Origin of the sequence: Streptomyces sp. NPDC087844 (genome assembly GCF_044742785.1) — a bacterium.
GTDB lineage: Bacteria > Actinomycetota > Actinomycetes > Streptomycetales > Streptomycetaceae > Streptomyces.
Genome location: NZ_JBIUVD010000010.1, coordinates 134,345 through 159,285, shown reverse-complemented (window position 1 = coordinate 159,285; position 24,941 = coordinate 134,345). Strand labels below are relative to the sequence as shown.

General features: G+C 69.8%; 20 protein-coding genes and 4 pseudogenes. 15 read left to right on the top strand and 9 right to left on the bottom strand.

Annotated elements, in window-relative coordinates; all coding sequences use genetic code 11:
- The first annotated feature begins 62 nt into the window (after nt 1-62).
- The 4 genes and pseudogenes from ACIOKD_RS21150 to ACIOKD_RS21135 all read left to right on the top strand — a co-directional run bounded on the left by ACIOKD_RS21150 (nt 63) and on the right by ACIOKD_RS21135 (nt 6,308).
- Nucleotides 63-3,038: pseudogene (locus ACIOKD_RS21150) on the top strand (carbohydrate binding domain-containing protein).
- 46 nt (nt 3,039-3,084) lie between these two features.
- A complete protein-coding gene (locus ACIOKD_RS21145) occupies nt 3,085-4,293 on the top strand; it encodes an acyl-CoA dehydrogenase family protein (RefSeq protein ID WP_402086051.1) in 1,209 nt (402 codons plus the stop codon).
- A 59-nt stretch (nt 4,294-4,352) separates the two neighbouring features.
- A pseudogene (locus ACIOKD_RS21140) lies at nt 4,353-5,602 on the top strand (RNA-guided endonuclease InsQ/TnpB family protein).
- A gap of 301 nt (nt 5,603-5,903) precedes the next feature.
- Nucleotides 5,904-6,308, top strand: coding sequence for an SseB family protein (locus tag ACIOKD_RS21135; RefSeq protein ID WP_402086048.1), 405 nt, complete (start codon nt 5,904-5,906; stop codon nt 6,306-6,308).
- A gap of 235 nt (nt 6,309-6,543) precedes the next feature.
- On the opposite strand, the gene ACIOKD_RS21130 is transcribed toward ACIOKD_RS21135, so the two are convergent.
- From ACIOKD_RS21130 to ACIOKD_RS21115, 4 genes are all read right to left on the bottom strand, one after another.
- Nucleotides 6,544-7,530 (bottom strand): AraC family transcriptional regulator, encoded by a 987-nt coding sequence (locus ACIOKD_RS21130; protein ID WP_402086046.1) that lies wholly within the window; start codon nt 7,528-7,530, stop codon nt 6,544-6,546.
- Nucleotides 7,531-7,617: 87 nt separating this feature from the next.
- Nucleotides 7,618-8,076 carry a MarR family winged helix-turn-helix transcriptional regulator gene (locus tag ACIOKD_RS21125; protein ID WP_402086043.1) on the bottom strand — a complete coding sequence of 153 codons (459 nt, stop codon included), beginning with the start codon at nt 8,074-8,076 and terminating at the stop codon, nt 7,618-7,620.
- 78 nt (nt 8,077-8,154) lie between these two features.
- Nucleotides 8,155-8,505, bottom strand: coding sequence for a VOC family protein (locus ACIOKD_RS21120; protein WP_402086041.1), 351 nt, complete (start codon nt 8,503-8,505; stop codon nt 8,155-8,157).
- A gap of 153 nt (nt 8,506-8,658) precedes the next feature.
- Nucleotides 8,659-9,240 carry a TMEM165/GDT1 family protein gene (locus ACIOKD_RS21115; RefSeq protein WP_402086039.1) on the bottom strand — a complete coding sequence of 194 codons (582 nt, stop codon included), beginning with the start codon at nt 9,238-9,240 and terminating at the stop codon, nt 8,659-8,661.
- Between the two features lie 370 nt (nt 9,241-9,610).
- Here ACIOKD_RS21115 and ACIOKD_RS21110 point away from each other — a divergent pair, with 370 nt between their 5' ends.
- Nucleotides 9,611-10,018, top strand: a complete 408-nt coding sequence (locus ACIOKD_RS21110; protein WP_402086037.1) for an SseB family protein — start codon at nt 9,611-9,613, stop codon at nt 10,016-10,018.
- Between the two features lie 9 nt (nt 10,019-10,027).
- Here ACIOKD_RS21110 and ACIOKD_RS21105 read toward each other — a convergent pair whose 3' ends face one another.
- From ACIOKD_RS21105 to ACIOKD_RS21090, 4 genes are read right to left on the bottom strand one after another with little or no spacing between them, the layout of a single operon-like run.
- Nucleotides 10,028-11,059 carry a LacI family DNA-binding transcriptional regulator gene (locus ACIOKD_RS21105; RefSeq protein WP_402086034.1) on the bottom strand — a complete coding sequence of 344 codons (1,032 nt, stop codon included), beginning with the start codon at nt 11,057-11,059 and terminating at the stop codon, nt 10,028-10,030.
- Nucleotides 11,056-11,997, bottom strand: coding sequence for a carbohydrate ABC transporter permease (locus ACIOKD_RS21100; RefSeq protein ID WP_402086031.1), 942 nt, complete (start codon nt 11,995-11,997; stop codon nt 11,056-11,058). Before ACIOKD_RS21100 ends, ACIOKD_RS21105 begins: the two co-directional genes overlap by 4 nt.
- Nucleotides 11,994-12,917, bottom strand: coding sequence for a carbohydrate ABC transporter permease (locus tag ACIOKD_RS21095; protein ID WP_402086029.1), 924 nt, complete (start codon nt 12,915-12,917; stop codon nt 11,994-11,996). The genes ACIOKD_RS21100 and ACIOKD_RS21095 overlap by 4 nt, the downstream gene beginning before the upstream one ends.
- Entirely contained in the window at nt 12,914-14,233 is a 1,320-nt protein-coding gene (locus tag ACIOKD_RS21090; RefSeq protein WP_402086026.1) for a sugar ABC transporter substrate-binding protein, read from the bottom strand. The genes ACIOKD_RS21095 and ACIOKD_RS21090 overlap by 4 nt, the downstream gene beginning before the upstream one ends.
- 184 nt (nt 14,234-14,417) lie before the next feature.
- On the opposite strand from ACIOKD_RS21090, the gene ACIOKD_RS21085 reads away from it, so the two are divergent.
- Together ACIOKD_RS21085 and ACIOKD_RS21080 are read left to right on the top strand one after the other, a co-directional pair.
- On the top strand, nt 14,418-16,466 hold the full coding sequence (locus ACIOKD_RS21085; protein WP_402086024.1) for a beta-galactosidase: 2,049 nt from the start codon (nt 14,418-14,420) through the stop codon (nt 16,464-16,466).
- A gap of 318 nt (nt 16,467-16,784) precedes the next feature.
- Nucleotides 16,785-18,353, top strand: coding sequence for an arabinogalactan endo-beta-1,4-galactanase (locus tag ACIOKD_RS21080; protein ID WP_402086021.1), 1,569 nt, complete (start codon nt 16,785-16,787; stop codon nt 18,351-18,353).
- Nucleotides 18,354-18,462: 109 nt separating this feature from the next.
- Here the strand turns inward: ACIOKD_RS21080 and ACIOKD_RS21075 are convergent, their stop codons facing one another.
- A complete protein-coding gene (locus ACIOKD_RS21075; protein WP_402086018.1) occupies nt 18,463-19,974 on the bottom strand; it encodes an AMP-binding protein in 1,512 nt (503 codons plus the stop codon).
- Nucleotides 19,975-20,149: 175 nt separating this feature from the next.
- Here ACIOKD_RS21075 and ACIOKD_RS21070 point away from each other — a divergent pair, with 175 nt between their 5' ends.
- The 8 genes and pseudogenes from ACIOKD_RS21070 (at nt 20,150) to ACIOKD_RS21035 (ending at nt 24,878) form a co-directional block, all read left to right on the top strand.
- On the top strand, nt 20,150-20,548 hold the full coding sequence (locus tag ACIOKD_RS21070) for a nuclear transport factor 2 family protein (RefSeq protein WP_402086016.1): 399 nt from the start codon (nt 20,150-20,152) through the stop codon (nt 20,546-20,548).
- 52 nt (nt 20,549-20,600) lie between these two features.
- The gene (gene crcB, locus ACIOKD_RS21065) at nt 20,601-21,089 is read left to right on the top strand and encodes a fluoride efflux transporter CrcB (RefSeq protein ID WP_402086013.1); all 489 of its coding nucleotides are present in this window, start codon (nt 20,601-20,603) and stop codon (nt 21,087-21,089) included.
- The gene (gene crcB, locus ACIOKD_RS21060; RefSeq protein WP_402086010.1) at nt 21,086-21,460 is read left to right on the top strand and encodes a fluoride efflux transporter CrcB; all 375 of its coding nucleotides are present in this window, start codon (nt 21,086-21,088) and stop codon (nt 21,458-21,460) included. Before crcB (ACIOKD_RS21065) ends, crcB (ACIOKD_RS21060) begins: the two co-directional genes overlap by 4 nt.
- Before the next feature lie 136 nt (nt 21,461-21,596).
- Nucleotides 21,597-22,340, top strand: a complete 744-nt coding sequence (locus ACIOKD_RS21055) for a FadR/GntR family transcriptional regulator (protein WP_402086007.1) — start codon at nt 21,597-21,599, stop codon at nt 22,338-22,340.
- A pseudogene (locus tag ACIOKD_RS21050) lies at nt 22,337-22,513 on the top strand (L-asparagine permease); the annotation flags it as partial. The gene ACIOKD_RS21055 and the pseudogene ACIOKD_RS21050, both read left to right, overlap by 4 nt.
- Nucleotides 22,502-22,657, top strand: a pseudogene (locus tag ACIOKD_RS21045) (L-asparagine permease); the annotation flags it as partial. The pseudogenes ACIOKD_RS21050 and ACIOKD_RS21045, both read left to right, overlap by 12 nt.
- Nucleotides 22,654-23,685, top strand: a complete 1,032-nt coding sequence (locus ACIOKD_RS21040; protein WP_402086004.1) for an asparaginase — start codon at nt 22,654-22,656, stop codon at nt 23,683-23,685. The pseudogene ACIOKD_RS21045 and the gene ACIOKD_RS21040, both read left to right, overlap by 4 nt.
- 269 nt (nt 23,686-23,954) lie before the next feature.
- The gene (locus ACIOKD_RS21035; protein WP_402086001.1) at nt 23,955-24,878 is read left to right on the top strand and encodes a glutaminase; all 924 of its coding nucleotides are present in this window, start codon (nt 23,955-23,957) and stop codon (nt 24,876-24,878) included.
- Nucleotides 24,879-24,941 lie beyond the last annotated feature (63 nt).

The following is a 24,941-nucleotide window of genomic DNA, read 5'->3' as shown; positions in this document are numbered from 1 at the left end:
GGAAATTGCCGGTTCTCCTTGCAGAGCAACTCCCCACTCCCCGCCCCGCTTTGGAGACGCTCATGGGACGTACACCCCTTTGTCGATCGCGGCGCCCGTTCCTGGCGGCGGTGGTGGCGACCGGACTGCTCGGCGCGCTCGCGGGGCCACCGGAGACGGGCCCCGCCTCGATGGGGACGGCCGCCGCCGAGGCGAACACGGCGATCGTCTTCTACTACACGAAGACCAAGAACTGGTCGTCCACCTATCTGCACCACGCGCCGGACGGCGGCACGTGGACCACCGCGCCGGGCGCGAAGATGGAGACGGCCTGCACGGACTGGGTGAAGCAGACCGTCGATCTCGGCTCGGCGGCAGGGCTCGCGGCCACCTTCACCGACGGCGGCGGCACCTGAGACAACAACGGTGGTGCCGACTACGCGCTCGGTACCGGGAACATCACCGTCAAGGACGGGGTGATCGCCCACAGCGACCCGTGCGCCGGCGCCGAGCCGGCCGAAGGCGACAAGGCCACGGTCTACTACTCGACGGCCACCACCGGCTGGACGACGGCCAACGTCCACTACGCGCCGACCGGCGGTACGTGGACGACCGCGCCCGGCGTCGGCATGGAACCGGCCTGCACGGGCTGGTGGAAGGCGACCCTCGACATCGGCACGGCGACCTCGCTGAAGGCAGCCTTCAACAACGGCAACGGCGTCTGGGACAACAACAACAGCGCCGACTACGCCCTCGCCACCGGCACCTCGACCGTCAAGGACCGCACGGTCGCCAAGGACGCGGCGGACCCGTGCGCCGCGGTCGAGCCGGACACCGAGGCGCCGACCGCGCCCACCGAGGTCACCGCGAACGCCACGAACACCTCCGTCGTCCTGAGCTGGGACGCGTCGACGGACAACATCGCGGTGACCAAGTACCAGGTGACCCGGACGGGTGGCACCAAGGGCTCGGTCGTCACCGACATCGGCTCAACGGTGTTTTCCGACACGGAACTTGAGGAGAGAACGAGCTACACCTACACCGTGAAGGCCGTCGACGCGGCGGGCAACACCTCGCCCGCCTCCGCCGGGGCCACCGCCACGACCGGCGAGAAGGCCCCGGAGCCCGCCTCCGGCACCCCGCTGGGCACCGACCCCCGCAAGGACCCCATCTACTTCGTCCTCACCGCCCGCTTCCACGACGGCGACAGCTCCAACAACCGCGGCGGCGGCCAGCACACCAAGTCCGGCAACGCCGCGAACAACGACCCCATGTTCCGCGGCGACTTCAAGGGACTGGTCGAAAAGCTCGACTACATCAAGGCGCTCGGCTTCTCGGCGGTCTGGGTCACGCCGGTGGTCCTCAACCGGTCGGACTACGACTACCACGGCTATCACGGTTACGACTTCTACAAGGTTGACCCGCGCCTGGAGTCGGCCGGCGCCTCCTACCAGGACCTGATCAACGCGGCGCACGCCAAGGGCATGAAGATCTACCAGGACGTCGTGTACAACCACAGCTCCCGCTGGGGCGCCAAGGGCCTGTTCACCCCGACCGTGTACGGCGTCCGCGACTCCCAGTGGAGCTGGTACTACGACGAGCGGAACGAGGGCTTCGAGTACGACGGCCTCACCGTCGAGCCCAAGTCGGGCAAGGCGCACTACAACGGCGACCTGTGGTCGACCGCCGAGCCGTCCGGCAACACCTGCCTCAACTGGGGAAAGCCCACCGGCGGCAAGAGCGCAGAGGGCTACACGCTGTACAACTGCCAGTGGCCGAGCCCCACTTCGGGCATGTTCCCCAAGGCGCTCTACCACCAGTGCTGGATCGGCAACTGGGAGGGCGAGGACGCCCGCTCCTGCTGGCTGCACGAGGACCTGGCGGACTTCAACACCGAGAACACAGCCGTCCAGCACCACTTGATCGGCGCGTACGACAAGTACATCGACATGGGTGTCGACGGCTTCCGCGTGGACACGGCCGTGCACATACCCCGGGTCACCTGGAACCGCCGCTTCCTGCCCGCCATCCAGGAACGCGTGACCCAGAAGTTCGGCGCCGAGGCCGCGAAGAACTTCTTCGTCTTCGGCGAGGTCGCGGCCTTCGTGAACGACAAGTGGAACCGCGGCTCGGTCAACCACTCCGCGCAGTTCTACACCTGGAAGGAGCGCAAGGAGTACAGCGCGGACGACGAGGCGGCGGCCCTGGAACAGTTCACCTACGAGAACAGCCAGGGCACCGGGAACCAGCCCACCTCCACCAACGCCTTCCTGAACGGGAACAGCTACCACACCCCCGACCGCGGTCTGTTCTCCGGCATGAACATCATCGACATGCGCATGCACATGAACTTCGGTGACGCGCAGAACGCCTACGGCAACGGCAAGGACTCCGACGACAGCGTCAACGACGCCACGTACAACGTCGTGTACGTCGACAGTCATGACTACGGGCCGAACAAGAGCAGTGAGCGCTACGCCGGCGGCACCGACGCGTGGGCCGAGAACATGGCGCTGATGTGGACCTTCCGCGGTATCCCGACCCTGTATTACGGCTCCGAGATCGAGTTCCAGAAGGGCAAGAAGATCGACTGCGGTCCCACCTGCCCGCTGGCCACGACCGGTCGCGCGTACTACGGCGACCATCTCGCCGGCAGTGTGACGGCCTCCGACTTCGGCACGGTCGGCTCCGCGAGCGGCGAGGTCGCCGACACCCTCGCGCAACCGCTGGTCAAGCACCTCCAGCGGCTCAACCAGATCCGCCGGGCCGTCCCCGCCCTTCAGACGGGCCAGTACTCCACCGAGGGGATCAGCGGCTCGATGGCCTTCAAGCGCCGGTACACCAGCGGCTCTACGGACAGCTTCGCCCTGGTCACGGTCACGGGCGACGCCACGTACACGGGTATCCCGAACGGCACCTACAAGGACGCCGTCACCGGGGACGTGAAAACCGTCTCCAACGGCACGCTGAGCGTCGGCGCGCCCGGCAAGGGCAACCTGCGCGTGTACGTGCTGAACGGCCCGGGGAAGATCGGCGCCGACGGCCCGTACCTGAAGTAGGCGCGGGGGCGTCACATACGGACCGCCCCACCCGTCAGGAGGCACCGTGATCGCCCCTCCCGAACCCGGACTGACCGAACGCGAACTCATCGACCGGGCCACCGCCCTGCGGCCCGCGCTGCTCGAACGCCAGGCGCGGACCGAGGAGTTGACGCGCTACCCGCAGGAGACGCATGACGACTTCCTGCGGGCCGGCTTCTACCGGACCCTGCAGCCGCGCCGCTACGGCGGATACGAGTTCGGGCTGCCGGCCTTCCTCCGCGTGGTCACCGAGATCAGCCGCGGCTGTCCCTCCACCGGCTGGGCCCTGTCCCTGACCGCCGCCCATGTCCTGCAGTTCGCCGCCCAGTTCGACGAGCGGGCACAGGACGAGGTCTTCGGCGCCGACGGCGAGTTCCGCGCCGCGTCCACCGTCGCACCCGTCGGAGTCGCCCAGCCGGACGGCGACGGCGGGATCGTCCTGGACGGCACCTGGCCGTACTCCTCCGGCTCCCCGTACTCCACCCACTACCTCGGCCAGACCCTGCGCGCCCCCGAGAAGCCCGGCGACCCGCCCGGAGCGATGGTGCTGTTCGTCGCCCCGCGCGCGGTGTGGACACTCGTCGACGACTGGCACGGCGTCCTCGGCCTGCGCGGCAGCGGCTCCAACAGCGTCCGCATGGAGCAGGCCCGTATCCCCGAACACCTCACCCGGGAAGTGAGCCTGCTCGACCTGCCCGTGGAGGGCGGCACTCCCGGCTCGAAGCTGCACGGCAACGCCCTGTACGCGGGACGCGCGCCCAGCGTCTACCACGGGGAGCCGGCGGCCAACATGACCGGCATCGCGTACGCCGCCGCCGACGAATACGCCCGCATCCTCGCCGACCGGCCGCTGACCCTGGAGCCGGACCGTACCCGGTCGGAACCGCACGACTACCAGCGTCACCTCGGCGAGGCCCTCGGCATGACCCACACCGCGCAGGCCGCCCTGCAGCGCAACGCCGAGGACCACATGGAGGCCTGCCGCCGCAACGTCTCGGGCGAGGCGCCCTTCACCGTCGCCGACGACAACCGGCTCGCGATCGTTTTCCTCAACGCGGGACGCACGGCCTGGGACGCCCTGCAGAACATCCTCTTCCGCACGGCCGGCTCCCGCTACCGGATTCATTCGCAGTGCATCGGGCTTCAGCCCGGTGGTGAAGCGAATCTGATGGTCGCGACGCGGAGCGTCGTGGTGTCCTTCCCGCGGAGCCGGACTTTGCTGCGGGAGCGGTGAGGGTTCGTACGAATGTTCCGTCATGACGGTGTGCGTTCGACCTGTCTAGTGTGATCGGCATGCAGCTCAGGTACGCCTTCCGGTTGTACCCGGACACCGGCCAGCGCGCCGCGTTGGCGCGGGCGTTCGGGTGCGCCCGCGTGGTGTTCAACGACGCGGTGCGTGCCCGCGAGGACGCCCGCAAGGCGGGGAAGCCGTTCCCGACGGCCGCCGAACTGTCCACCCGTCTGATCACCCAGGCGAAGCAGACCACCGCACGCTCCTGGCTGGGCGAGGTCTCCGCGGTCGTCCTGCAGCAGTCCCTGCGCGACGCCGAGACCGCGTACCGCAACTACTTCGCTTCCCTCAAGGGCACCCGCAAGGGGCCCAGGACCGGTGCGCCCCGCTTCAAGTCCCGCAAGGATGCCCGGCAGTCGATCCGGTTCACCGCGAACGCCCGCTGGAAGATCACCGGCAACGGGCGGCTGAACCTGCCGAAGATCGGGGCGGTGAAGGTGAAGTGGTCCCGCGCCCTGCCCACCACCCCCACCTCGGTCACCGTCATCAACGATGCGGCCGGCAGGTTCTTCGCCTCCTTCGTCATCGACACCGACCCCGCCGCCGACGCGGCCCGGATGCCCGACACCGACCGCACCATCGGGATCGACCTGGGCCTGACCCTCCCCCAGACTTCGTCCGGGGGGACCCCCATCGCGGTCCTGTCCGACGGCACGAAGATCGACTCCCCCAAATTCCTGCGCCGCGCGGAAAAGAAACTGAAGAAGGCCCAGCGAGAACTGTCCCGCAAACAGAAGGGGTGCAGGAACCGCGAAAAAGCCCGGCTTAAGGTCGCCCGCGCCCACGCCCAGGTTGCCGATGCCCGCCACGAGTTCCACCACCAGCTCTCCACGAAGCTGATCTCCGAGAATCAAGGGATCGCCGTGGAAGACCTGTCCGTGGTGGGGCTGGCGCGCACCAGGCTGGCCAAGTCCGTGCACGACGCCGGATGGTCGTCGTTCGTGAACATGCTCCAGTACAAGGCGGAGCGGTACGGTCGGACTCTGGTGAGGATCGGCCGGTTCGAGCCGACCAGTCAGACCTGCTCCACCTGCGGGTCAAGGACGGCCCCAAGCCCCTGAACATCCGGGAGTGGACGTGTGCCGCCTGCGGCACCGTCCACGACCGGGACCACAATGCCGCGAAAAATGTGAAGACGGCCGCCGGACTGGCGGTTTCGGCCTGCGGAGCGCCGGTAAGACCGGGAGTAATCCCGGCTCAGCGTGAAGAAACAGGAAGTCACGGATTCCCGGCCGAAGCCCGTGCCGCGTAGCGGTACAGCAACAAGTCGAGAAGGCCAGAATCCTCGCGCTTCAGCACGAGGTACAAGCCAATTCCGGGACGCCGCCACGTACTGGTCGCACATCGGGGCGAGCATGGCCGAGCCGCTGGCCCGGCGCGTCGGCCGCGACCGGCTGGGACTGCCCTCGCGCGACATTCCGCTCATTCCGTGACCGTTGGGTGACGGCTGTGTGGAGTGGGCATGGCATCCCGCAGGACGGGTACGCAATCAGCCGCGCCCGAGTCGGAAACGACACGGGCGGCCTGTTTTCGCCACTACGTCTGGATGTGCCATGGAGATTTCCTCGAACGACAGCGCCACGGTGGAGGCCCAGCACGCGCTGAGCGTCCTGGCCGAGAACGCCGGGGACGCCGCGGCGCTCGACACACTGGCCGGTAGTGACGTGCTGGTCCCGGTGCCCGACGACGCCCAGGACGAGACGGCGGCCGACCCCACGGTCGTGGCCCTGCCCGTCCTCGAACAGCCGGGCTCCGACCCGCTGGTCCCGGTGTTCACCTCGGAAGTGACGATGGCCGAGCTGCTGCCGTCCGTGTCGCGCTACCGCCTCGTGCCCCTCGGGACGCTCGCCGCGCAGTGGCCCGCCGACGACCTCTCGCTGAGCATCGACGCCAGTACGCCGCACGGCCTGACCCTGGACTCCCAGGGTGTACGCACCCTGCTGGCGCCCCGCGCCTGAGACGGGCGGTGCGGACGGGGGATCGGGCCCGGCCACATGTCGGAGGGGAGCGGCCGGGCCCTGGGGCGCGGGCGTGCTCCCGCTCCCGCGCCCCTGGTCCGAAACCGTGAGGGATGAACGGCGCCGACACCGCTCATCCCTGACGCACGGGCGCCGTGATCAACGGTAGGCCGACACCCGTCCCGGAATCGCTCCGCAAAGCGCGGTCCTTGTCCGGTATGCGCGGTGGCGTCCGTCATCCGGACCGCAGCGTCTGCGCGGGGGAGGTCCCGAACCGCATCCGGTAACGCTGCGCGAAGCGCCCGAGATGCGCGAACCCCCACCTGTACGCCACCTCCGTAACCGTGATCGTCGCCGGATCGGCCGCGAGCAACTGCTCGTGCGCCCGCCGCAGCCGGACCTCGGTGACGTAGGCGGTGGGGGACATCCCCACATGTTTGCGGAAGGCCTCCTGGAGGGCGCGCACCCCGATCTGGGACAGGGAGGCCAGCCGCGCCGCGTCGTAGTGCTCGTCCGGCCGCTCCTCGACGGCCTCCATGACCCGCCTGACCGTCGCGGGCCGCGCCGCCGGCACGGGCGCCTCCAGAGCGCCGCGATAGGAGTGGCCGCACGCGAGCAGCAACCCCTCCAGCAGGGTCTGTTCCATCCGTGACCGGATCAGGGGCCGGCCCAGCAGTCCGTCCGGGGTGTGCTTCTCCCGCAGGCACCACAGCGCGAGGTCCGCCCAGCTGCGCCCGGCCCCCCGGGTGACGTCGATGTACGTCTCGAAGGACGGCGGACGCCGTACGGGCCCGCCGAGCAGGGCCTCCAGCCGCTCGTGCAGGGCCGCCATGTCGATCTTCACGGTGAGGGCACGGCAGTCGGCCGACCAGTCGTCCACCCGGATCCCGCGTTCCGGCTTGAGGAACACCGCCCGCTCGGGAGCGGTGTACGCCGGCGCCCCGTACCCCTGCCTGCAGCGGAAGCGGCCCGTGAGCGGCACGGTCACGTGGTAGACGCGCGGCTGTGCGAAGTCGATCGTCACCTCGGTACCGAAACTGACGTCGCCGACGGTCAGCGCGCCGAGTTCGGCCACGCTGAGCCGGGTGAGGAAGTCCTCGGCCCGGCCCGGCACTTCGAGGCGAAGGTCGTAGTAGTGCTCCGCGATGACGTCCTGGGACTCGTCCACGCACCGTGTCTCGTAGCTGCTGACCCCGGCCTGCCGCTCCACGTCTTTGACCACTGTGATCCCCCCGACACAGCCCGCGCCGTCCTGCGCACGGCGACATATGTGACGGTACGGGATACGCCGCGCCCGGCGGAAGGATCTTCAGGCGTCGGTCAGCATGCGCGCCAGGGCGGCGCGCTGGAGGGGGCGGACCTGAGCGTGCAGGTCACGGCCCTTCCGGGTGAGGGCCACCCAGACACCGCGCCGGTCCTCCTGGCAGATGCTGCGCTCCACCAGACCCTCCTTCTCCAGGCGTCCGATCAGCCGGGAGAGGGCGCTCTGGCTCAGGTGGACGCGGTCGGCGATGTTCTGCACCCGGCACTGCTCGGCGGGGGACGGGCCCGTGTCCACCCCCGTGTCCACCCCCGTGTCCACCCCCGTGTCCACCCCCGAGTCCGGGTCCGAGGTGCTCGACACGAGGACGTCGAGCACCTCGAAGTCACTGGCGCCCAGTCCGTGCGGATGGAGTTCGCGATCGATCTCGCACATGGTGCGCGCGTGCACCGACAGGATGTCCCGCCACTGGTCCTCCAGCCGGGAAGCGGCCTTCTCTGCTGCCATGCCCGCACGGTAACAGAGAAAAGGCCGCTTGTTGAGCATGCAACTAGTGCAGTTGCATACAGTTGACCGGCTTCAGGGTCAGGACGCCTCCTGGACCAGACCGATGGCATTGCCGTCCGCGTCCTTCACGGAGGCGATCAGCATGCCGCCTCCGACGTCCTGGACGTCCTGGACCACCTCGGCGCCGGCGCCGACGAGACCGGCGAGGCCCGCCTTGATGTCGTCGACGTACCAGTAGGGGACGGGCCCGGTCAGACCCTTGGCGTGCCCGTGCGGGTCGAGCCCGACCTCGGGCCGGCCCGGCACCCGGAAGCCCACGTAGTACGCCTCGTCCACGTACGGCTCCACTCCGAGGAGAGCGCGGAACAGGGCCTTGGCGCGGGCGAGGTCCTTGACGGGGTAGTTGATGGTCTTGAGGCCTTCGGGCATGGCGGGCTCCTGTGTGGTCGTGATGGCACCGGCGGTCGCTCGTCCACCGACTTCCAGCGGTTTCTCGCCGGTGCCATCACGCTACGACCGGGTGGTCCCGGGCCGCTTCTCCGATCCTGACCGACCGGTCACGGGCGGGGCGGCCGGAGCCCGTCAGCCCGCGAAGATCTCCACCACCGACCAGACGGCGAGGCCGAGCATGCAGATCCCGCCGACGCGCTGCACGGTCTTCAGGGGTACGCGCTTGGCGATGAAGCGTCCGGCCAGCAGCGCCAGCGCGGAGACCGACATGAGGGCCGCCGCCGAACCGACGGCCACGGACGCGACGCCGTTCGTGGCGGCGAGGTTGGCGGTCGTGATCTGCGTCAGATCGCCCCACTCGCTGATGAAGACGGCCATGAAGGCGGTCGTGCAGACGGGCCAGAAACCGGTGACGGTACGGCCGCCGGCATCCTCGTCGTCGTCCCCGCCGCCGCGCAGCAGCATGAAGGCGCCGAACGCGAAGAGGGCGGCCGAGACGGACTTGACGGTCCAGTCGGGCAGTAGCCCGATGAGGCTTCCGGCGCCCACCGCGATGGCGACATGGACGATGAACGCGGTGGACGTACCGAACCACACGTAGAGCGGCCGCATACGTGTGCCCATGGCCAGCGACGCGAACATCGTCTTGTCCGGCAGCTCGGCGAGGAAGATCAGCCCGAAGGCGGTGAGGATCGCCAGAGGGTCGAGATGCATTCCGGTGGCTTTCTGTAGGGACCGGGCCCCCGGATCTTCGCGAAGCGCCCTCGATCGGGGCGACGGGAGAACCGATCGGCCCGGCATTTGGGGTGCGCCGCGGGATCACGGGCACGACAATGCCTGGCCGAAGGTCTCGTCCGCCCGTGTGTTCACACGGGCCCGGCCACCGGGAACCCGAGGGCTCCAGTGTGTCGACGACCGGTTCGCAGGACTACTCCCCTTCGCAGTCACTCAGTGTACAGGGCATCTGTATGGGTGGCGCGTGGGGAGGGAATGAGCGGGTATAAGAGGGGGCATACCGTGTGGAAGCGTCACTCAGGGCAATCGGGTCCCCGGGGGCCGCGCGGGGAGGACGGAACGCGGCACCATGACCATGACCACGACCGACGTGACCGACGGGGCCGGCGAAGCCACCGCTGAGGCGATCCTCCGGGCTCTGAGCGTGCTGGCTCACGACGGAGGGGACAGGCGCGCGCGGGCGACGCTCGCGGACAGTGACGTACTGATCCCGTCCTACGGCTCAGACGACGACGGCGGGGATCCGGTGAAGCTGATCCTGCCGGTCACGGAGCGGACCGTGCTGGTCTTCACCACGGAAGCGCGCATGGTCCACTCCCTGCCGCACGTCCGCCACTACTGTCTCGTCCCGCTCGGCACGCTCCCGGCGTTCTGGCCCGAGAGGAACCCCTCCCTGATCATCGACGCCGGCTCACCGGACAGCGTGATGCTGACCGCCGAGGGAGTACGGACACTGCTGTCCGCCGGCGACCGGTGACCCCTCGCCTCAGGTCGACTGGCGTTTCATTAGCTCCGTCGGGAGGATCACCGCCGCCGGGTCCTCTCCGCCGATCTGTGCGAGCAGCACCCGGACCATCTCGGAACTGATGCGGTCGTAGGGCTGGCGGATCGTGGTGAGTTCAGGGCTCGCCGCGACCGCCGCGGAGGAGTCGTCGAAGCCGCCCACCGCGACGTCACCGGGGACGCTCCGGCCCGCCCGGTGCAGCACGCTCAGCACGCCCTGCGCCATCAGGTCGGAGGCCACGAACACCGCGTCCATGTCCGGGACCCGGTCGAGGAGGAGCCCGGCGCCCGACTCACCGCTGGCCCGGCTGTAGTCGCCGGACACGACGAGGCGCTCGTCCAGCTCGATGCCGGCCTCGGTGAGCACCTCCCGGTAGCCGGCCAGCCGCTCGACACCGCCCGGGGTGTCGAGCGGGCCGGTCACCATGCCCACCCGGCGCCGGCCGAGCGACACCAGGTGGCGCACCATGTCCCGGGCACCGTCCCGGTCGTCCGCGGCCACGTAACTGATCTTGGAGCCGACGCCGATGGGCTTGCCGCACATGACGAGCGGCACACCGGCGTCGCGCAGCTGCTCGGCCACCGGGTCGCCGGAGTGGCTGGACACCAGCAGCACCCCGTCGACATGGCCGGCCGTGATGTACCGCGTGATGCGGCGCCGCTCGTCCTCGGTGCCCGCCAGCATCAGCAGCAGCGGGATGTCGTGCGCCGCCAGTGCCTGCGTACAACCGCGCAGCAGGACGTTGAAGTTGGGGTCCTCGAAGAACCTCTCCTGCGGTTCGGTGAGCAGGAAACCGATCGAGTCCGAGCGTCCGGTGATCAGCGAACGGGCGTGCCGGTTCACGACGTAACCCGTCCTGCGGATGGCGGCGTTGACCGCTTCCTGGGCGGCGGGGCTCACATAGTGCCCGCCGTTGAGGACGCGCGACACGGTCCCTCGGGACACTCCCGCCTCGCGTGCGACGTCGTGGATCGTCGGCGGTCGGCGCCGGCCCCCCGATTGGCTCATGGTCACGACTTTACGGCTCCCGACAGCAGATCGAGACTCCAGAACCGCTGGATGACCAGGAAGAGCGCGACGAGCGGGATGACCGCGAGGAGCGCGCCGGTGATCACCAGCGTGTAGAGGGCCGGAGTGTTGGAGCCCTGTTCGAGGAGCGTGAAGAGACCGAGTGTGATCGGGAACTTCTCGTCGTCGCTGAGCATGATGTACGGCAGCAGGAAGTTGTTCCACACCGCCACGAACTGGAAGAGGAAGACCGTCACCAGTCCGGGAACCATCATGGGCAGCGCGATCCGCGTGAAGATCCGCAGTTCGCTCGCGCCGTCCATCCGCCCCGCCTCGACGACGTCGGTGGGCACGGCAGCGGCGGAGTAGATCCGCGCGAGGTACACGCCGTACGGGGACAGGACCAGCGGCAGCAGCACGGACGCGTACGAATCCGTGAGGTCCGCCTTGGCCATGAGCAGGTACTGCGGGATCGCGAGGATCACCGGCGGCATCAGCACGCCCGCCAGCAGGATGTTGAAGACGGTCTCGCGCCCGCGGAAGCGGTAGACGGCGAGGGCGTAACCGCTGAACGCCGAGACGGCCGTCGACAGGAGGGCGCCGAGGCCCGCGTAGAGGGCGGAGTTGCCCATCCACTTCCAGTACACGCCGTCGCGGTAGGCGTTGAGGTCCCTGACGTTCTCGGTGAAGCCCGTGCCCGGCAGGAACGTGAACGTCGAGAACAGCTCGCTGCCCGACTTGGTCGCCGCGATCACCACCCATGCCACCGGCAGCAGGCAGTAGAGCGCGCCGATCAGCAGGGTCGCCGTCGGGACGAAGGCGATCCGGCGGCGCAGCGGCGGCCCCTGGGCGGTGCCGGGCGTGGTGCCGTCCCCCACTCTCGACTTCGCTCGACCGGGGGGACCCCCATCCGGGGCCGCCTTGTGGACGGCAAGAGAACTCATCGTGCTGCCTCCTGCTTGTTACGGGAGTTCGCGGCCCGCAGGAAGCCGAAGGACAGGACCAGCGTGACGAGGGCGATGATCACCGCGGTCGCCGCGGCGGAGTAGATGTCGCCCTTGCCGAAGGCGTCCTGGTACACCTTCATCAGCGGACTCCAGGTCGTGGAGACGGAGTTGGTGAGCGGCTTGAGCGTGGTCGGCTCGCTGAACACCTGGAGCGTCGCGATGATCGAGAAGAAGAAGGTGAGCACCAGCGAGGGCACCACCATCGGGATCTTGATCCTGAGCGCGGTCTGCAGCGGCGTGGCGCCGTCCAGCTTGGCCGCCTCGTACACCTCGGCCGGAATGGCCTGCAGCGAGGTGTAGATGACGATCATGTTGAAGCCGGTGCCGCCCCACACCGCGATGTTGGACAGCGCGACGAACAGCGGCCCGCCGTCCAGCAGATCGGGCTGCGGCCAGCCCAGCCTGTCGAGGACGAAGTAGAAGGGGCTGACGTCCGGCAGATAGAGGAAGCCCCAGAGCATGGCGGCGACGACACCGGGGATGGCGTACGGCAGGAAGATCGCGAGCCGGGTGACCGGCGCGAGACGGACCCGGTCCGTGTCGAGCATCAGCGCGAAGAGCAGCGCGAGCCCCAGCATGACCGGGACCACGATGGCGCCGTACCCGAGCACGCGCAGCGCTCCGGCGAGCAGCTCGGAGTCGGTGAGGGAGTCGGTGTAGTTCTCCAGGCCCGCCCAGACCTCTTTCCGGGCTCCCGAACCGAGGCCCAGGCCCTTGACCTGGACCTTGTGCAGGCTGAGCCACACCGCGTAGCCGATGGGCAGCGCGAAGAACAGGGCGAACAGGATCGTCGCGGGAAGGAGGAAGACATACGGGGCCCTCTTGACCCCGTACGACTTCCGGCGTGCGGTCGTCACTCCGCGACCTCGAAGCCCTGCTTCTTGAGGTCGGCGACCGTCTCGTCCTGCATCTTCGTCAGGGCCGCGCCGAAGTCCGACTTGTTCTTCGCGGCCGAGCCGAAGGCGTCATTGAACGTGGTGTACGCGACGTTCACGTTCGGGCCCCACGCGGAGGGCGCGGTGTTCTGCGCGATGGAGGCGGCCTGGGTGTAGAAGTCCGGCTGGTTCGAGAAGTACGCCGGCGGCTCGGCGAAGGCGTCACTGGTCTGCGCGGTGGTGGCGGCCGGGTAGATGCCACCCTCCTTCGCGAGCGCGGTCAGCGCCTTCGGGTCCGTGTTCAGCCAGGCGGCGAACTTCGCGGCGGCCGACCTGTGCTGTGAGTCCGTGGTGACGGCCGTGGACGAACCGCCCCAGCTGCCCGTGACGTTCTCGGAGGCGGACCACTGCGGCAGCGGGGCCATCGCCCACTTGCCCTTGGTGTCGGGCGCGGCGGTGGTAAGGGTGCCCGGTGCCCAGACCGCACTGACCCAGGCGATCTGCTTGCCGGTGTTCAGCGCCTTGTTCCAGGAGGGCGTGTACATCGGCTGGTTGTCGATCGCGCCCTCCTCGACGAGGCCGCCCCAGAAGTCGGCGACCTTCTGCGACGCCGCGTCGTCGATGCCGACCTTCCAGGTATCGCCCTCGGTGGTCCACCACTTGGCGCCGGCCTGCTGGGCGAGACCGGCGAAGAGCCCGGAGTCGTTGGCGGAGAACGTGGTCAGGTCCTTCTCCGGCGCCTTCTTCTTCAGCGCGCGGGCGGTCTCGGCGAACTGCGCCCACGTCTGCGGGACTTCGAGGCCGTACTTCTTGAACAGGTCCTCGCGGTAGTAGAACATCATCGGCCCGGAGTCCTGCGGGATCGCGTACACCGCGTCCGAGCCCAGCGTGGTCTGCTGCCAGACGCCCTCGGCGAACTTGTCCTTCACCCCGTCCACGTCACCGGCTATGTCGGCGAGCGCGTCATTGCTGACCAGCGTCGGCAGGGCCTGGTACTCGGCCTGGACCAGGTCCGGTGCCTTCTTCGCCTTGTGCGCCGTGAGGATCTTGGTGACCAGCGTGTCGCCGGACGCCTGCTTCTTGACCACGACCTTGATCTGGTCCTTCTTGCCCTGCCCCTTGTTCCACAGCTCGACGACCTTGTCCATGCCGGGCGTCCAGGTCCAGTACGTCAGCGAGACGGGCCCTGAGTCGGCCTCGTTCTCGTCGTCGGAGGACCCGCAGGAGGCGAGTGCGGTGGCGGCGAGCGTGACGGCGACCGAGATGGTCACGAGGCGGCGCAGCTTCGTGTGTGGCATGGATGTATCTCCCTGACCGTGGTCTCCGCCTGCTGCGGAGGCCTGCCATGCTTCTGTGAGCGTTCACAGTAGAGAAACATCCCGGACACTTGTCAATGGTTGTTGCTGTGCGGTTATGTTGGGCCCACGCCGCTGAAACGGTGTGTGCACGTTCCCAAATGATCGATTTACCGGGAGACAATCCATGCCGGAGACCACCCCCAAGGGCCTTGACCGGCTCGCCTTCGGTGGGGACTACAACCCCGAGCAGTGGCCGGAGTCCGTCTGGCCCGAGGACGTCCGGCTGATGCGCGAGGCCGGCGTCACGATGGTCAGCGTCGGCATCTTCTCCTGGGCGCTGCTCGAACCCTCGCCGGGCACCTACGACTTCGGCTGGCTCGACCGGGTACTGGACCTGCTGCACGAGAACGGGATACGCGCCGACCTCGGTACGCCGACCGTCGCGCCGCCCGCCTGGTTCTACCGGGAACACCCCGAGGCGCTGCCGGTGGCCGCCGACGGCACCCGCTACGAGTTCGGCTCGCGCGGCGCCATCTGCCACAGCAACCCGCACTACCGCGCGGCCGCCGCGAACATCACCGAGCGGCTGGCGGAGCGGTACGCCGCACACCCCGCACTCGCCCTGTGGCACGTCCACAACGAGTACGGGGTCCCGGTCTCGGCCTGCTACTGCGAGAACTGCGCGGCGCACTTCCGCCGCTGGCTCACCGCGGCGTACGGCACGATCGACCCGGACGGTACGGTCGACGCGATCGACGCGGTCAACGAGGCCTGGGGCACGGCCTTCTGGGGTCAGCGGTACGCGGACCTCGACCAGATCAACCCGCCCCGGCTGGCCCCGACGGTCGGCAACCCGGGCCAGGCGCTCGACTACAAGCGGTTCGCCGATGCCACCATGCGCGAGAACTTCGTGGCCGAGCGGGACATTCTGCACCGCCTGGCGCCCGGCATCCCGGTCACCACGAACTTCATGACCGCCCTCAGTCAGTGCGACTCCGTCGACTACTGGGCCTGGGGCCGCGAGGTCGACCTCGTCAGCAACGACCACTACCTGATCACCGACGGCCGCCGTACGCACGTGAACCTCGCGATGGCCGCCGACCTGACCCGTTCCGTGGCGGGCGGTGCCCCCTGGCTGCTGCTCGAACACTCCACGTCGGGCGTCAACTGGCAGACCCGCAACCCCGCGAAGGCGCCCGGCCAGATGGCCCGCAACTCGCTCGCCCATGTGGCCCGCGGCTCCGAGGGCGCGATGTTCTTCCAGTGGCGGCAGTCACGGCGCGGCGCGGAGAAGTTCCACTCGTCGATGCTGCCGCACGCGGGCACCGACTCGCGCGTCTGGCGCGAGGTGGTCGAACTCGGCTCGGCCGTCGACTCGTTGAGCGTGGTCCGCGGCACCCGCACGGTGGCCGACGCGGCCGTCCTGTGGGACTGGCAGTCCTGGTGGGCGCAGAACCTACAGTGGCGCCCGAGCGAGGACCACGACCCGCGCGAGCGCGCCGACGCCTTCTACGAGGCCCTCTACGACCGGCACCTCACCGTCGACTTCGCCCACCCGGAGGCCGACCTGTCGGGCTATCCGCTGGTCGTGGTCCCGGCGCTCTACCTGATGACCGAGGCCGCCGGGCTCAACCTGAAGGAGTACGTCGAGAACGGCGGCACGCTCGTCGTCTCGTACTTCTCCGGCATCGTCGACGAGCACGACGCCGTGCACGACGGCGCGTACCCCGGCCCGCTGCGCGACGTGCTCGGCCTGACCGTCGAGGAGTTCTCACCGCTCCTCGCGGGCGACCGGGTGCGCCTCACGGGTCCCGACGGCTCCGAACTCGCCGGTGACGTGTGGAGCGAGTTCGTCGTGCCGCGCGGCGCCGAGACCGTGTGGACGTACGCGGACGGGCTCGCCGCCGGTCATCCGGCGGTCACCCGGCACCGGCTCGGCGAGGGGTCCGCGTGGTACGTGTCCACGCGGCTCGGGGCCGCCGGGCTGGACGCGCTGATCGGGTGGGCCGGCGATGACGCGCGGATCGCGCCGCGGGCCGATCTGCCCCGTGATGTCGAAGTGGTGCGGCGGGTGGGGGAGTCGGGGGCGTTCCTCTTCGCGATCAACCACTCCGGTGCGGAGGTCAAGGTGCCGCTCGACGCGCACGGTACGGAGTTGCTCACCGGTGAGCGGGCCGCGGGGCGGCTCGCGGTGCCCGCGGGTGCCGTCCGGGTCGTGCGACTCGACGACTGATCCGCCCCACTGTTTTCGCCCCCGCCGCCCCTACCCTTCCCGTCACCGCATGGGGGCTTCGCCCCCTCGCCCCCCCTTTGTCCTCAAACGCCGGACGGGCTGAAAGATTCGCGGACGGGCTGAAAGATTCGCGGACGGGCTGAAAGATATCCGCCGGTCCGGCGACATCTCAGCTCGTCCGGCGTTTGAGGACCGGGGGTTCGGGGGCTAAGCCCCCGAGTACGTGACGGGAACGGGAAGGGGCGGCGGGGGCGAGTAGGACCCCCCGTCACCGCACGGGGCTCACATCCACATCACGTCGAAGGGACAACGACGACGATGTTCCACCCCAGACGCACACTCAAGGCCCTGCTCCTGCCTCTGGCAGCCGGCCTGGCCCTGACCCTGCTGCCCGCGCAGAGCGCAAGCGCGGCCACCACCCTCACCAACCCCGGCTTCGAATCGAACGCCGCGGGCACCGCCACCCCGACCGGCTGGACGGCCTACTCGGCCGCAGGCCAGAGCGCTGCCTCCTTCGTGGAGTCCGGCGGCCACAGCGGGAGCTACCGGCTCACGCACTACGCGGCCTCCGCATACAAGGTGGAGACCTACCAGCACCTCTCCGGCCTCACCAACGGCACCTACAAGCTCACCGCCTGGGTGCGCTCGGGCGGCGGCCAGAACTCCGCATATCTCGCGCTCAAGAACTGCGGGAGCGCCGAGCAGCGCACCGACATCCCGGTGTCGTCCAGCGGGTGGCTCCGGATCGTCACCTCCATAGCGGTGACGAACAACCAGTGCACGATCAGCGTCAACTCCGACGCCAAGGCCGGCAACTGGGTCAACGTGGACGACCTGACCTTCACGTCCGGCACATCGGCTCTGGCCATCAAGGGCTCTGACGTATCGTCACTCGCCAAGAGCGAGGCCAAGGGCGGCGTCTACAAGAACAGTTCCGGCACGACCGGTGACGCCCTCGCCATCCTCAAGTCCGCCGGGCAGAACTACGCCCGTCTCAAGGTGTGGGTGAACCCCGCCGACGGCTACAACGACAAGGCGCACGTCCTCGCCGTCGCCAAGCGCGCCAAGGCGCAGGGCATGAAGCTCCTCGTCGACTTCCACTACTCGGACACCTGGGCCGACCCGGGCGTCCAGTCCAAGCCCGCCGCCTGGTCCGGACACACCTACAGCCAGCTGAAGACGGACGTCTACAACCACACGTACGACGTCCTGAACGCCCTGAAGGCCCAGGGCACCACGGCCGACATGGTGCAGGTCGGCAACGAGATCAACGGCGGCATGCTCTGGAACGAGGGCTCCACCTCGAACTGGTCGCAGCTCGCCGGGCTGCTCAACTCGGGCTACGACGCGGTCAAGGCGGTCAACTCCGGTACGACCGTGGCCATCCACCTCGCCAAGGGCGGCGACCTGGCCGGCACCCGCTGGTGGTTCGACAGCGCCGTGTCCAACGGCGTGAAGTTCGACGTCATCGGCCTGTCCTACTACGGCTACTGGCACGGCACGCTCGCCGACTTCCAGACGACCCTGGACGACGCGGCGTCCCGTTACGGCAAGCCGGTGTACCTCGCCGAGACGGCCTATCCCTTCCGGCTGGACAGCGAGGACCCGACCGAGAACATCATCGACCTCGCGAGCGAACTCGTTCCCGGCTACGCCGCCTCGACGGCGGGCCAGACCCAGTGGATGAAGGATGTCGCGAGCATCGTGGAGGCCGTCCCCAACGGCCGCGGCCTCGGCATCTTCTACTGGGAGTCCACCTGGACCGCGGTGACCGGCAACGGCTGGGACCCGACCGACCCCTCGTCCGGCAACGGCTGGGAGAACCAGGCCCTGTTCGGCTACGACGACAAGGCGCTGCCGGCGATGGCGTGGTTCAGCCACCGGTGACGCCCCGCACGTAACCGGGCGTAACGCGAGGGTGGGGTGGAAACGGGTGTCCGTTTCCACCCCACCCTCCGCCCGCCCTCGACCCGCCCTCCTCCCCGGAGGGCTTACGTCACTCCCGCCAGAACGGCTCCCGCAGCCTGAACTTCTGCAGTTTCCCGGTCGCCGTGCGCGGCAGCGACTCCACGAAGTCGACCCGTTTGGGAGTCTTGAAACCGGCGAGCCGCGTACGGCAGTGGGCGATCAACTCCTTCGCGGTGACACCGGATCCGTCCGTCACCACGAGCGCGGTCACCAGCTCGCCCCACTTGGCGTCCGGAATGCCGATCACCGCCACCTCGCGCACCGCCGGATGCGAGGTGATGACGTCCTCCACCTCGATCGACGAGACGTTCTCACCGCCGGAGATGATGACGTCCTTCTTGCGGTCGGAGATCACCAAGTACCCCTCGTCGTCCAGGTACCCGCCGTCCCCGGTGTGGAACCAGCCGCCCTCCTGGGCCTTCGCCGTCTCCTCGGGCTGCTCCCAGTAGCCGTCGAGGTTGTGGTTGGACGCGGTCAGCACCTCCCCGTCCACGTCGACGTCCACGCGTACGCCGAGAGCGGGCACCCCTGCCCGCCCGAGCCTGCGGGCCCGCTCGGCGGGTTCCAGGTCGTCCCACTCCGCCCGGCCCCGGTTGACCGTGACGAGCGGCGAGGTCTCGGTGAGCCCGTAGATCTGGATGAACTCCCAGCCCAGCTCCACCGTCACGCGCTCGATCGTGCGGGTCGGCGGCGGCGCGCCCGCGCAGACGATACGGACCCGGTCGCGGCCGGGGATCTCGCCCTCCCAGTCGGCGGCGGCGTCGAGCACGGCGTTCAGGACGGCGGGCGCCGCGCACATCAGGGTGACGCCGTGCCGCTCGACGCGGCGCAGGATCTCGGCCCCGTCGACCTGGCGGAGCACGATGTGCCGGCCGCCGACCCCCGTGACGCCGTACGGCATGCCCCAGCCGTTGGCGTGGAACATCGGGAGCGTGTGCAGATAGACGTCACGGTCGCTGATCGTGGTGTGCAGTCCGAACACGGTCGCGTTCAGCCACAGATTGCGGTGGGTGAGTTGAACTCCCTTGGGGCGGGCGGTCGTTCCGGACGTGTAGTTGACGCTGGCCGTCGCCCCCTCGTCGGGCTGCGCCCAGGTGCGCGGTTCGACATCGGGAAGGAAGAGATCGTCGTCGTCGCCGAGGACGAACTTGTGTTTGACGTCGAGCGTGTCGAGCACCTCCGCACAGGAGGGGTCCGCGTGGACGACCGAGGCGCCGGAGTGCCGGACGATGTAGTCGATCTCCGACCGGGTGAGCCGGAAGTTCACCGGTACGAGGACGCGCCCCCAGCCGGAGACGCCGAAGAACGAGGTCAGCAGGCGCGCCGAGTTCTGTGAGATCACCGCGACCCGGCCGCCCACCGGCACGTCCAGCTGGTCGAGCCTGGCCGCTTGCGCGCGGGCGAGCCTCGCCAGCTCCCGGTAGGTGAGCTCGCCGAGGCTCGGCCCCGGCTGTTCCGGTTCGTCGACGACGGCGACGCGGTCCGGGTAGACATGGGCCGCGCGGTCGAGGAAGTCACGGACGGTCAGCGGGTAGTACACGACAGCACCTCCGGTTCGGTGGTTCCTTCCTACCTCGCCCGGCCGCCTGCGTACCCCTTCGACCCGTTGCGGATCCGCGGCGACCCGTTGCGGGCTGACGCGCGCGAAGAGTACTGTCCGGCACACCTAATCAACATGTTGTGTATGAGTGAGCGAGAGAAAGTGAGAGGCGGAGATGACGCATCCCTTCCGCAAGGCGGTCGAGGCCGGCGACCACGCCGCCGTCGTCGACCTGCTCGCCGAGGACGTCGTGTTCACCAGCCCGGTGGTCTTCAAGCCGTACGCCGGGAAGGCGATCACCTCCGCGATCCTGGGCGCCGTCATCGAGGTGTTCGAGGACTTCCACTACGTCCGGGAGATCGCCGATCCCGACGGCCGGAACCTCGTCCTGGTCTTCGAGGCACGGGTGGGCGACCGCGCCCTCCAGGGCTGCGACCTCCTGCACTTCGGTGAGGACGGCCGCATCGACGACCTCACCGTCATGGTCCGGCCCCTGTCGGCGGCCCAGGCACTCCAGGCGGCGATGGCGGCCCGCTTCGACGCCATCGCCGAGGAGGCGTCGGGCGCCTTGTGACCGGCACCGGCGGTTAGCCTGATCTCCGGCCCGAGATCAGGAGACACCGCGCATGACCAGCCCCCACCCCGAGACGGTGGACGAACCGGCGGAACCCGGCGTGCCCGCCCGGCGCCCGCCGGTGTGGCGGGGGCAGGGACCGGCCGTGGCGGTGGTCGCGGTGGGCGGCGCGGCCGGCGCGTCGGCGCGCTACGGGGCCGCACTGCTCTGGCCCGCGCGGACGGGCGGCTTCCCGTGGACCACGTTCTGGGTCAACGTCGTCGGGTGCTTCGTGATCGGCGTCTTCATGGTTCTGGTCACCGAGGTGTGGGCGCCCCACCGGCTGCTGCGCCCCTTCTTCGGCACCGGGGTGCTGGGCGGCTTCACCACCTTCTCGACCTACGCGGTGGACATCCAGAGGCTGATGGACGAGGGGCATCCCCGGACCGCCCTCGCCTACCTCGCGGCCACTCTCCTCGCAGCCCTCGCGGCGGTGTGGACGGCCGTGGCGCTGACGCGCCGTCTGCCGGCCCGGTGGAGCGCGGGGCGGGACCCCTCGTGAACTGGGCGCTGGTGATCGTCGGCGGCATGGTCGGCGCGCCGCTGCGCTACCTCACCGACCGCGCGGTGCAGTCCCGGTACGGCTCGGTCTTCCCCTGGGGCACTCTCACCGTGAACGTCGTCGGCTGCCTCGTCCTGGGCACCCTTACCGGCGCGGCCATGGCGGGAGCGGCCTCCTCCGCTCTGCAACTGCTGCTCGGTACGGGCCTGTGCGGGGCGCTCAGCACGTACTCGACGTTCTCGTACGAAACGCTGCGGCTGGCCGAGGGCGGCGCCCCCTTCCGCGCCACCGTCAACGCGATCGCGAGCGTGGCCGCGGGGCTCGGGGCGGCTTTCGCGGGGGTCGCGGCGGCCCAGGGCATCTGGGCCTAGGCCCCCGAGGCCGTACCGGGGCAAGCCGTCCGGACACGGGTACCGGGCCCGCAGCGGGGTGCAGGTCGACCGGTCGGAGGCGGGCTCGATCCGTCGACCTTGACAGTCGCCTCCCGTGCCCTGCAGGATCACCCTCGTGAACCTGTCAGACAGCCAGACAGCCGGCTCCGTGCCGAGGCGCATCAGTGCCATGGAAGCCGTGCTCGGGCACCTTCGCGGTGCCATCGAGGGCGGTGTGTACGCCGTGGGGGACAAGCTGCCCTCCGAGGCGGAGCTGTGCCGACGGCTGGAGGTCAGCAGGCCCGTGCTGAGGGAGGCCCTGCGCGCCCTGCAGACCATGGGTCTGACCGTGTCTCGGACCGGCAAGGGCACGTTCGTCACGTCCACAGGCCCCGTCGAGGACCCCACCTTCGGCGACTACACGGCCAGTGACCTGATGGAGGTCCGCCGGCATGTCGAGATCCCGGTGGCCGGATACGCGGCGGTACGCCGGACCCCCGAGGACCTCGACCACCTGGCCCACCTGCTCGACCGGATGGAGCGCGAGCGGGACACCACCGCGTGGGTCGCCATGGACACGCTCTTCCACCTCGCCGTGGCACAGGCCGCCCAGAACCCGGTCTTCCGCCGCGTGATCGAGGAGATCCGGGACGCGCTGGCCCGGCAGTCGGCGTTCCTCAACGAGCTCGGCGGCCGTCGCGAGCAGTCCAACCGTGAACACCGCGCCCTCGTCGAGGCCCTCGTCGACGGCAACGCGGCCGACGCGGCCGACGCCATGGCGCACCACCTCGACCGTGTCGAGACGACCCTCACCGCGATCGTGCGCCCCGAGCGCGCCGACCCCGCGGGCACCCCCACAGAAGGCGAAACACAGGCGTGAGCGAGCAGTCCCTCGAAGAACAGACGCAACAGATACCGAAGGAGGAGCGGAAGAGGCGGGCGAGCGGTCACGTCGACGCCGGTGACGCGGGGTACAGCAAGTCCCTGAACTCCCGGCACGTCAACATGATCGCCATCAGCGGGGCCATCGGCACCGGCCTCTTCCTCGCCTCCGTCCTGCTCCTCATGTACGCGGACGGGGGAGCGGGCCGCACGACGGTCCTGTGCCTCCCGCTGATCGCGGCGGCGCTGGTCGCGGGCCGGTACGGCGTACGGGGCCGGGTCACCGCCCTGCGCAACGGCAAGGTGGACGCATGAGTCTCAACGCCCTGGCCGGATGCGGGAGTTCGCTCGGTGCGGCACCCTCCATCAGGGAGCCGCTGCACGCGCCCGTCGCCCATCTCGTACGCGGTGGTGTCATCGAGGGCATCCACTACGGCTCGGTGGTCGTGCTGGCCGCCGACGGGAGCGTGGACCTGCAGATCGGCGACATCGAGGCCGCTTTCTACCCGCGCTCGGCGCTCAAGCCCGTACAGGCGGTGGCGATGGTACGGGCCGGGCTGCCGCTCGAAGGCGACCTGCTCTCGCTGGCCGCGGCCAGCCACTCCGGCGAGGAGCGTCATCTCGCGGGTACGCGGCGGATCCTGGAGCTCGCGGGTCTGACGGAGGACGATCTGCGCAACGTCCCGGACCTGCCGTTCGACCCGGTCGTCCGGGAGGACTGGGTCCGTGCCGGGCGGCTTCCGTCACGGCTCGCGCAGAACTGCTCGGGCAAGCACGCCGCGATGCTCTACACGGCACGGCTCAACGGCTGGTCGCTCGACGACTACCTGAACCCCGCGCATCCCCTCCAGCAGGCGATCGCGGAGATCGTCGAGGACCTGACCGGGCAGTCCGTCGCGCAGGTCACGGTCGACGGCTGCGGCGCCCCGCTGTTCGCCGTCTCGCTGCACGGCCTCGCACGCGCCGCCGCCCGGATCACGACGGCCCCGCCCGGCACGCCGGAGGCGCGGGTGGCCGACGCGATGCGCGTGCACGCCGAGATGGCGTCCGGCTCCGGCCGGGACGTCGCCGCGCTGATGCGTGCCGTACCCGGGCTGCTCGCCAAGGACGGTTTCGAAGGCGTGCAGGCCGCTGCGCTGCCGGACGGCCGTGCCGTCGCCGTGAAGATCGCCGACGGCGCCGACCGGGCACGCGTACCCGTCACCGCGGCGGCCCTCGCCCGCGCCGGCGTCGACCCCGCCGCGCTCACCGAGTTCGCCGGGGCGGCGCTCCTCGGGGGCGGCGCGGTGGTGGGCCACATCCGGCCGACCCGCGCGCTCGACCCGCTGAACCGGCCTGTCTGACCCTCACGGAGCGGGTCACCCCGTAGGGGTGGGTGCGGGTGGCTCGGGCCCGCTGTGAACCGGCGGCCGGTGGGGGTTGCCCGCGCAGTTTCCCGCGCCCCTGGGCGGGTCGGGGGCCGACCCGCCCAGGGGCGCCGGCCAACTAAGGGGCGCGGGGAACGGCGCAGTCTTCTGCATATCAGGGGCGCGGGGAACTGCGCGGCCAGCCACATGCCCCCCGCACCGGCCCACGAGCCGCACCCCCACCCCGCCGGCGGCAGACTGTGATCATGAGCTCGCCCCTGACCTTCCTGCCCGTCCTGGACCGTATCGCCGCCGAGATCGAGAAGACGCCGGGCCGCGGCCGCCCCGCCGACTACATCCCGGCACTCGCGGCCTGCGACCCCCAGCGGTTCGGCATGGCCGTCGCCGAGCTGGACGGCACGGTGTACGGCGTCGGCGACTGGCGTCAGCCCTTCTCGACCCAGTCCATCACCAAGGTCTTCACCCTCGCCCTGGACCTGGCCCACGAGGCCGACGAACTCTGGGAACACGTCGGCCGCGAGCCCTCCGGCAACCCCTTCAACTCGCTCGTCCAGCTGGAGTACGAGAACGGCATCCCCCGCAACCCCTTCATCAACGCCGGCGCCCTCGTCGTCACCGACCGGCTCCACACCCAGACCGGCGACGCGGCGGGCACCCTCCTCGACTTCCTGCGCGCGGAGAGCGGCAACGAACACCTCGCCATCAACGAGGACGTCGCCGCCTCCGAGTCCGCCCACGGCGACCGCAACGCCGCGCTGGGCCACTTCATGGCGGCCTACGGGAACATCGGCAACCCGGTCCCGGTGCTGCTCGACGAGTACTTCCGGCAGTGCTCCATCGAGGCATCCTGCGCGGACCTCGCCCTGGCCACCGGCTTCCTCGCCCGCCACGGCATCCGCGCCGACGGCACCCGCCTGCTGACGATGAGCCAGGCCAAGGAGGTCAACGCGGTCATGCTCACCTGCGGCACGTACGACGCGGCGGGCGAGTTCGCGTACCGCGTGGGCCTGCCCGGCAAGAGCGGTGTCGGCGGCGGGGTCATCGCCGTCGTCCCCGGCCGCTGCACGCTCTGCGTCTGGAGCCCCGGCCTGGACGGACACGGCAACTCGGTCGCGGGAGTCGCGGCCCTCGACCGCTTCACCACCATCACGGGCCTGTCGGTGTTCTGAGCAGCCGCCCGGTCAGCCGCCCGGTCAGCCGCCCGGGTCGGTAAGGCGGCGGTCATGCTGCGG

Coding starts and splice junctions, on each gene's coding strand:
- ACIOKD_RS21135 (WP_402086048.1), top strand. CDS start 5,904: ATGGAGATTTCCTCGAACGACAGCGCCACGGTGGAGGCCCAGCACGCG.
- ACIOKD_RS21125 (WP_402086043.1), bottom strand. CDS start 8,076: ATGGCAGCAGAGAAGGCCGCTTCCCGGCTGGAGGACCAGTGGCGGGAC.
- ACIOKD_RS21120 (WP_402086041.1), bottom strand. CDS start 8,505: ATGCCCGAAGGCCTCAAGACCATCAACTACCCCGTCAAGGACCTCGCC.
- ACIOKD_RS21115 (WP_402086039.1), bottom strand. CDS start 9,240: ATGCATCTCGACCCTCTGGCGATCCTCACCGCCTTCGGGCTGATCTTC.
- ACIOKD_RS21110 (WP_402086037.1), top strand. CDS start 9,611: ATGACCATGACCACGACCGACGTGACCGACGGGGCCGGCGAAGCCACC.
- ACIOKD_RS21100 (WP_402086031.1), bottom strand. CDS start 11,997: ATGAGTTCTCTTGCCGTCCACAAGGCGGCCCCGGATGGGGGTCCCCCC.
- ACIOKD_RS21090 (WP_402086026.1), bottom strand. CDS start 14,233: ATGCCACACACGAAGCTGCGCCGCCTCGTGACCATCTCGGTCGCCGTC.
- ACIOKD_RS21085 (WP_402086024.1), top strand. CDS start 14,418: ATGCCGGAGACCACCCCCAAGGGCCTTGACCGGCTCGCCTTCGGTGGG.
- ACIOKD_RS21080 (WP_402086021.1), top strand. CDS start 16,785: ATGTTCCACCCCAGACGCACACTCAAGGCCCTGCTCCTGCCTCTGGCA.
- ACIOKD_RS21070 (WP_402086016.1), top strand. CDS start 20,150: ATGACGCATCCCTTCCGCAAGGCGGTCGAGGCCGGCGACCACGCCGCC.
- crcB (WP_402086013.1), top strand. CDS start 20,601: ATGACCAGCCCCCACCCCGAGACGGTGGACGAACCGGCGGAACCCGGC.
- ACIOKD_RS21040 (WP_402086004.1), top strand. CDS start 22,654: ATGAGTCTCAACGCCCTGGCCGGATGCGGGAGTTCGCTCGGTGCGGCA.
- ACIOKD_RS21035 (WP_402086001.1), top strand. CDS start 23,955: ATGAGCTCGCCCCTGACCTTCCTGCCCGTCCTGGACCGTATCGCCGCC.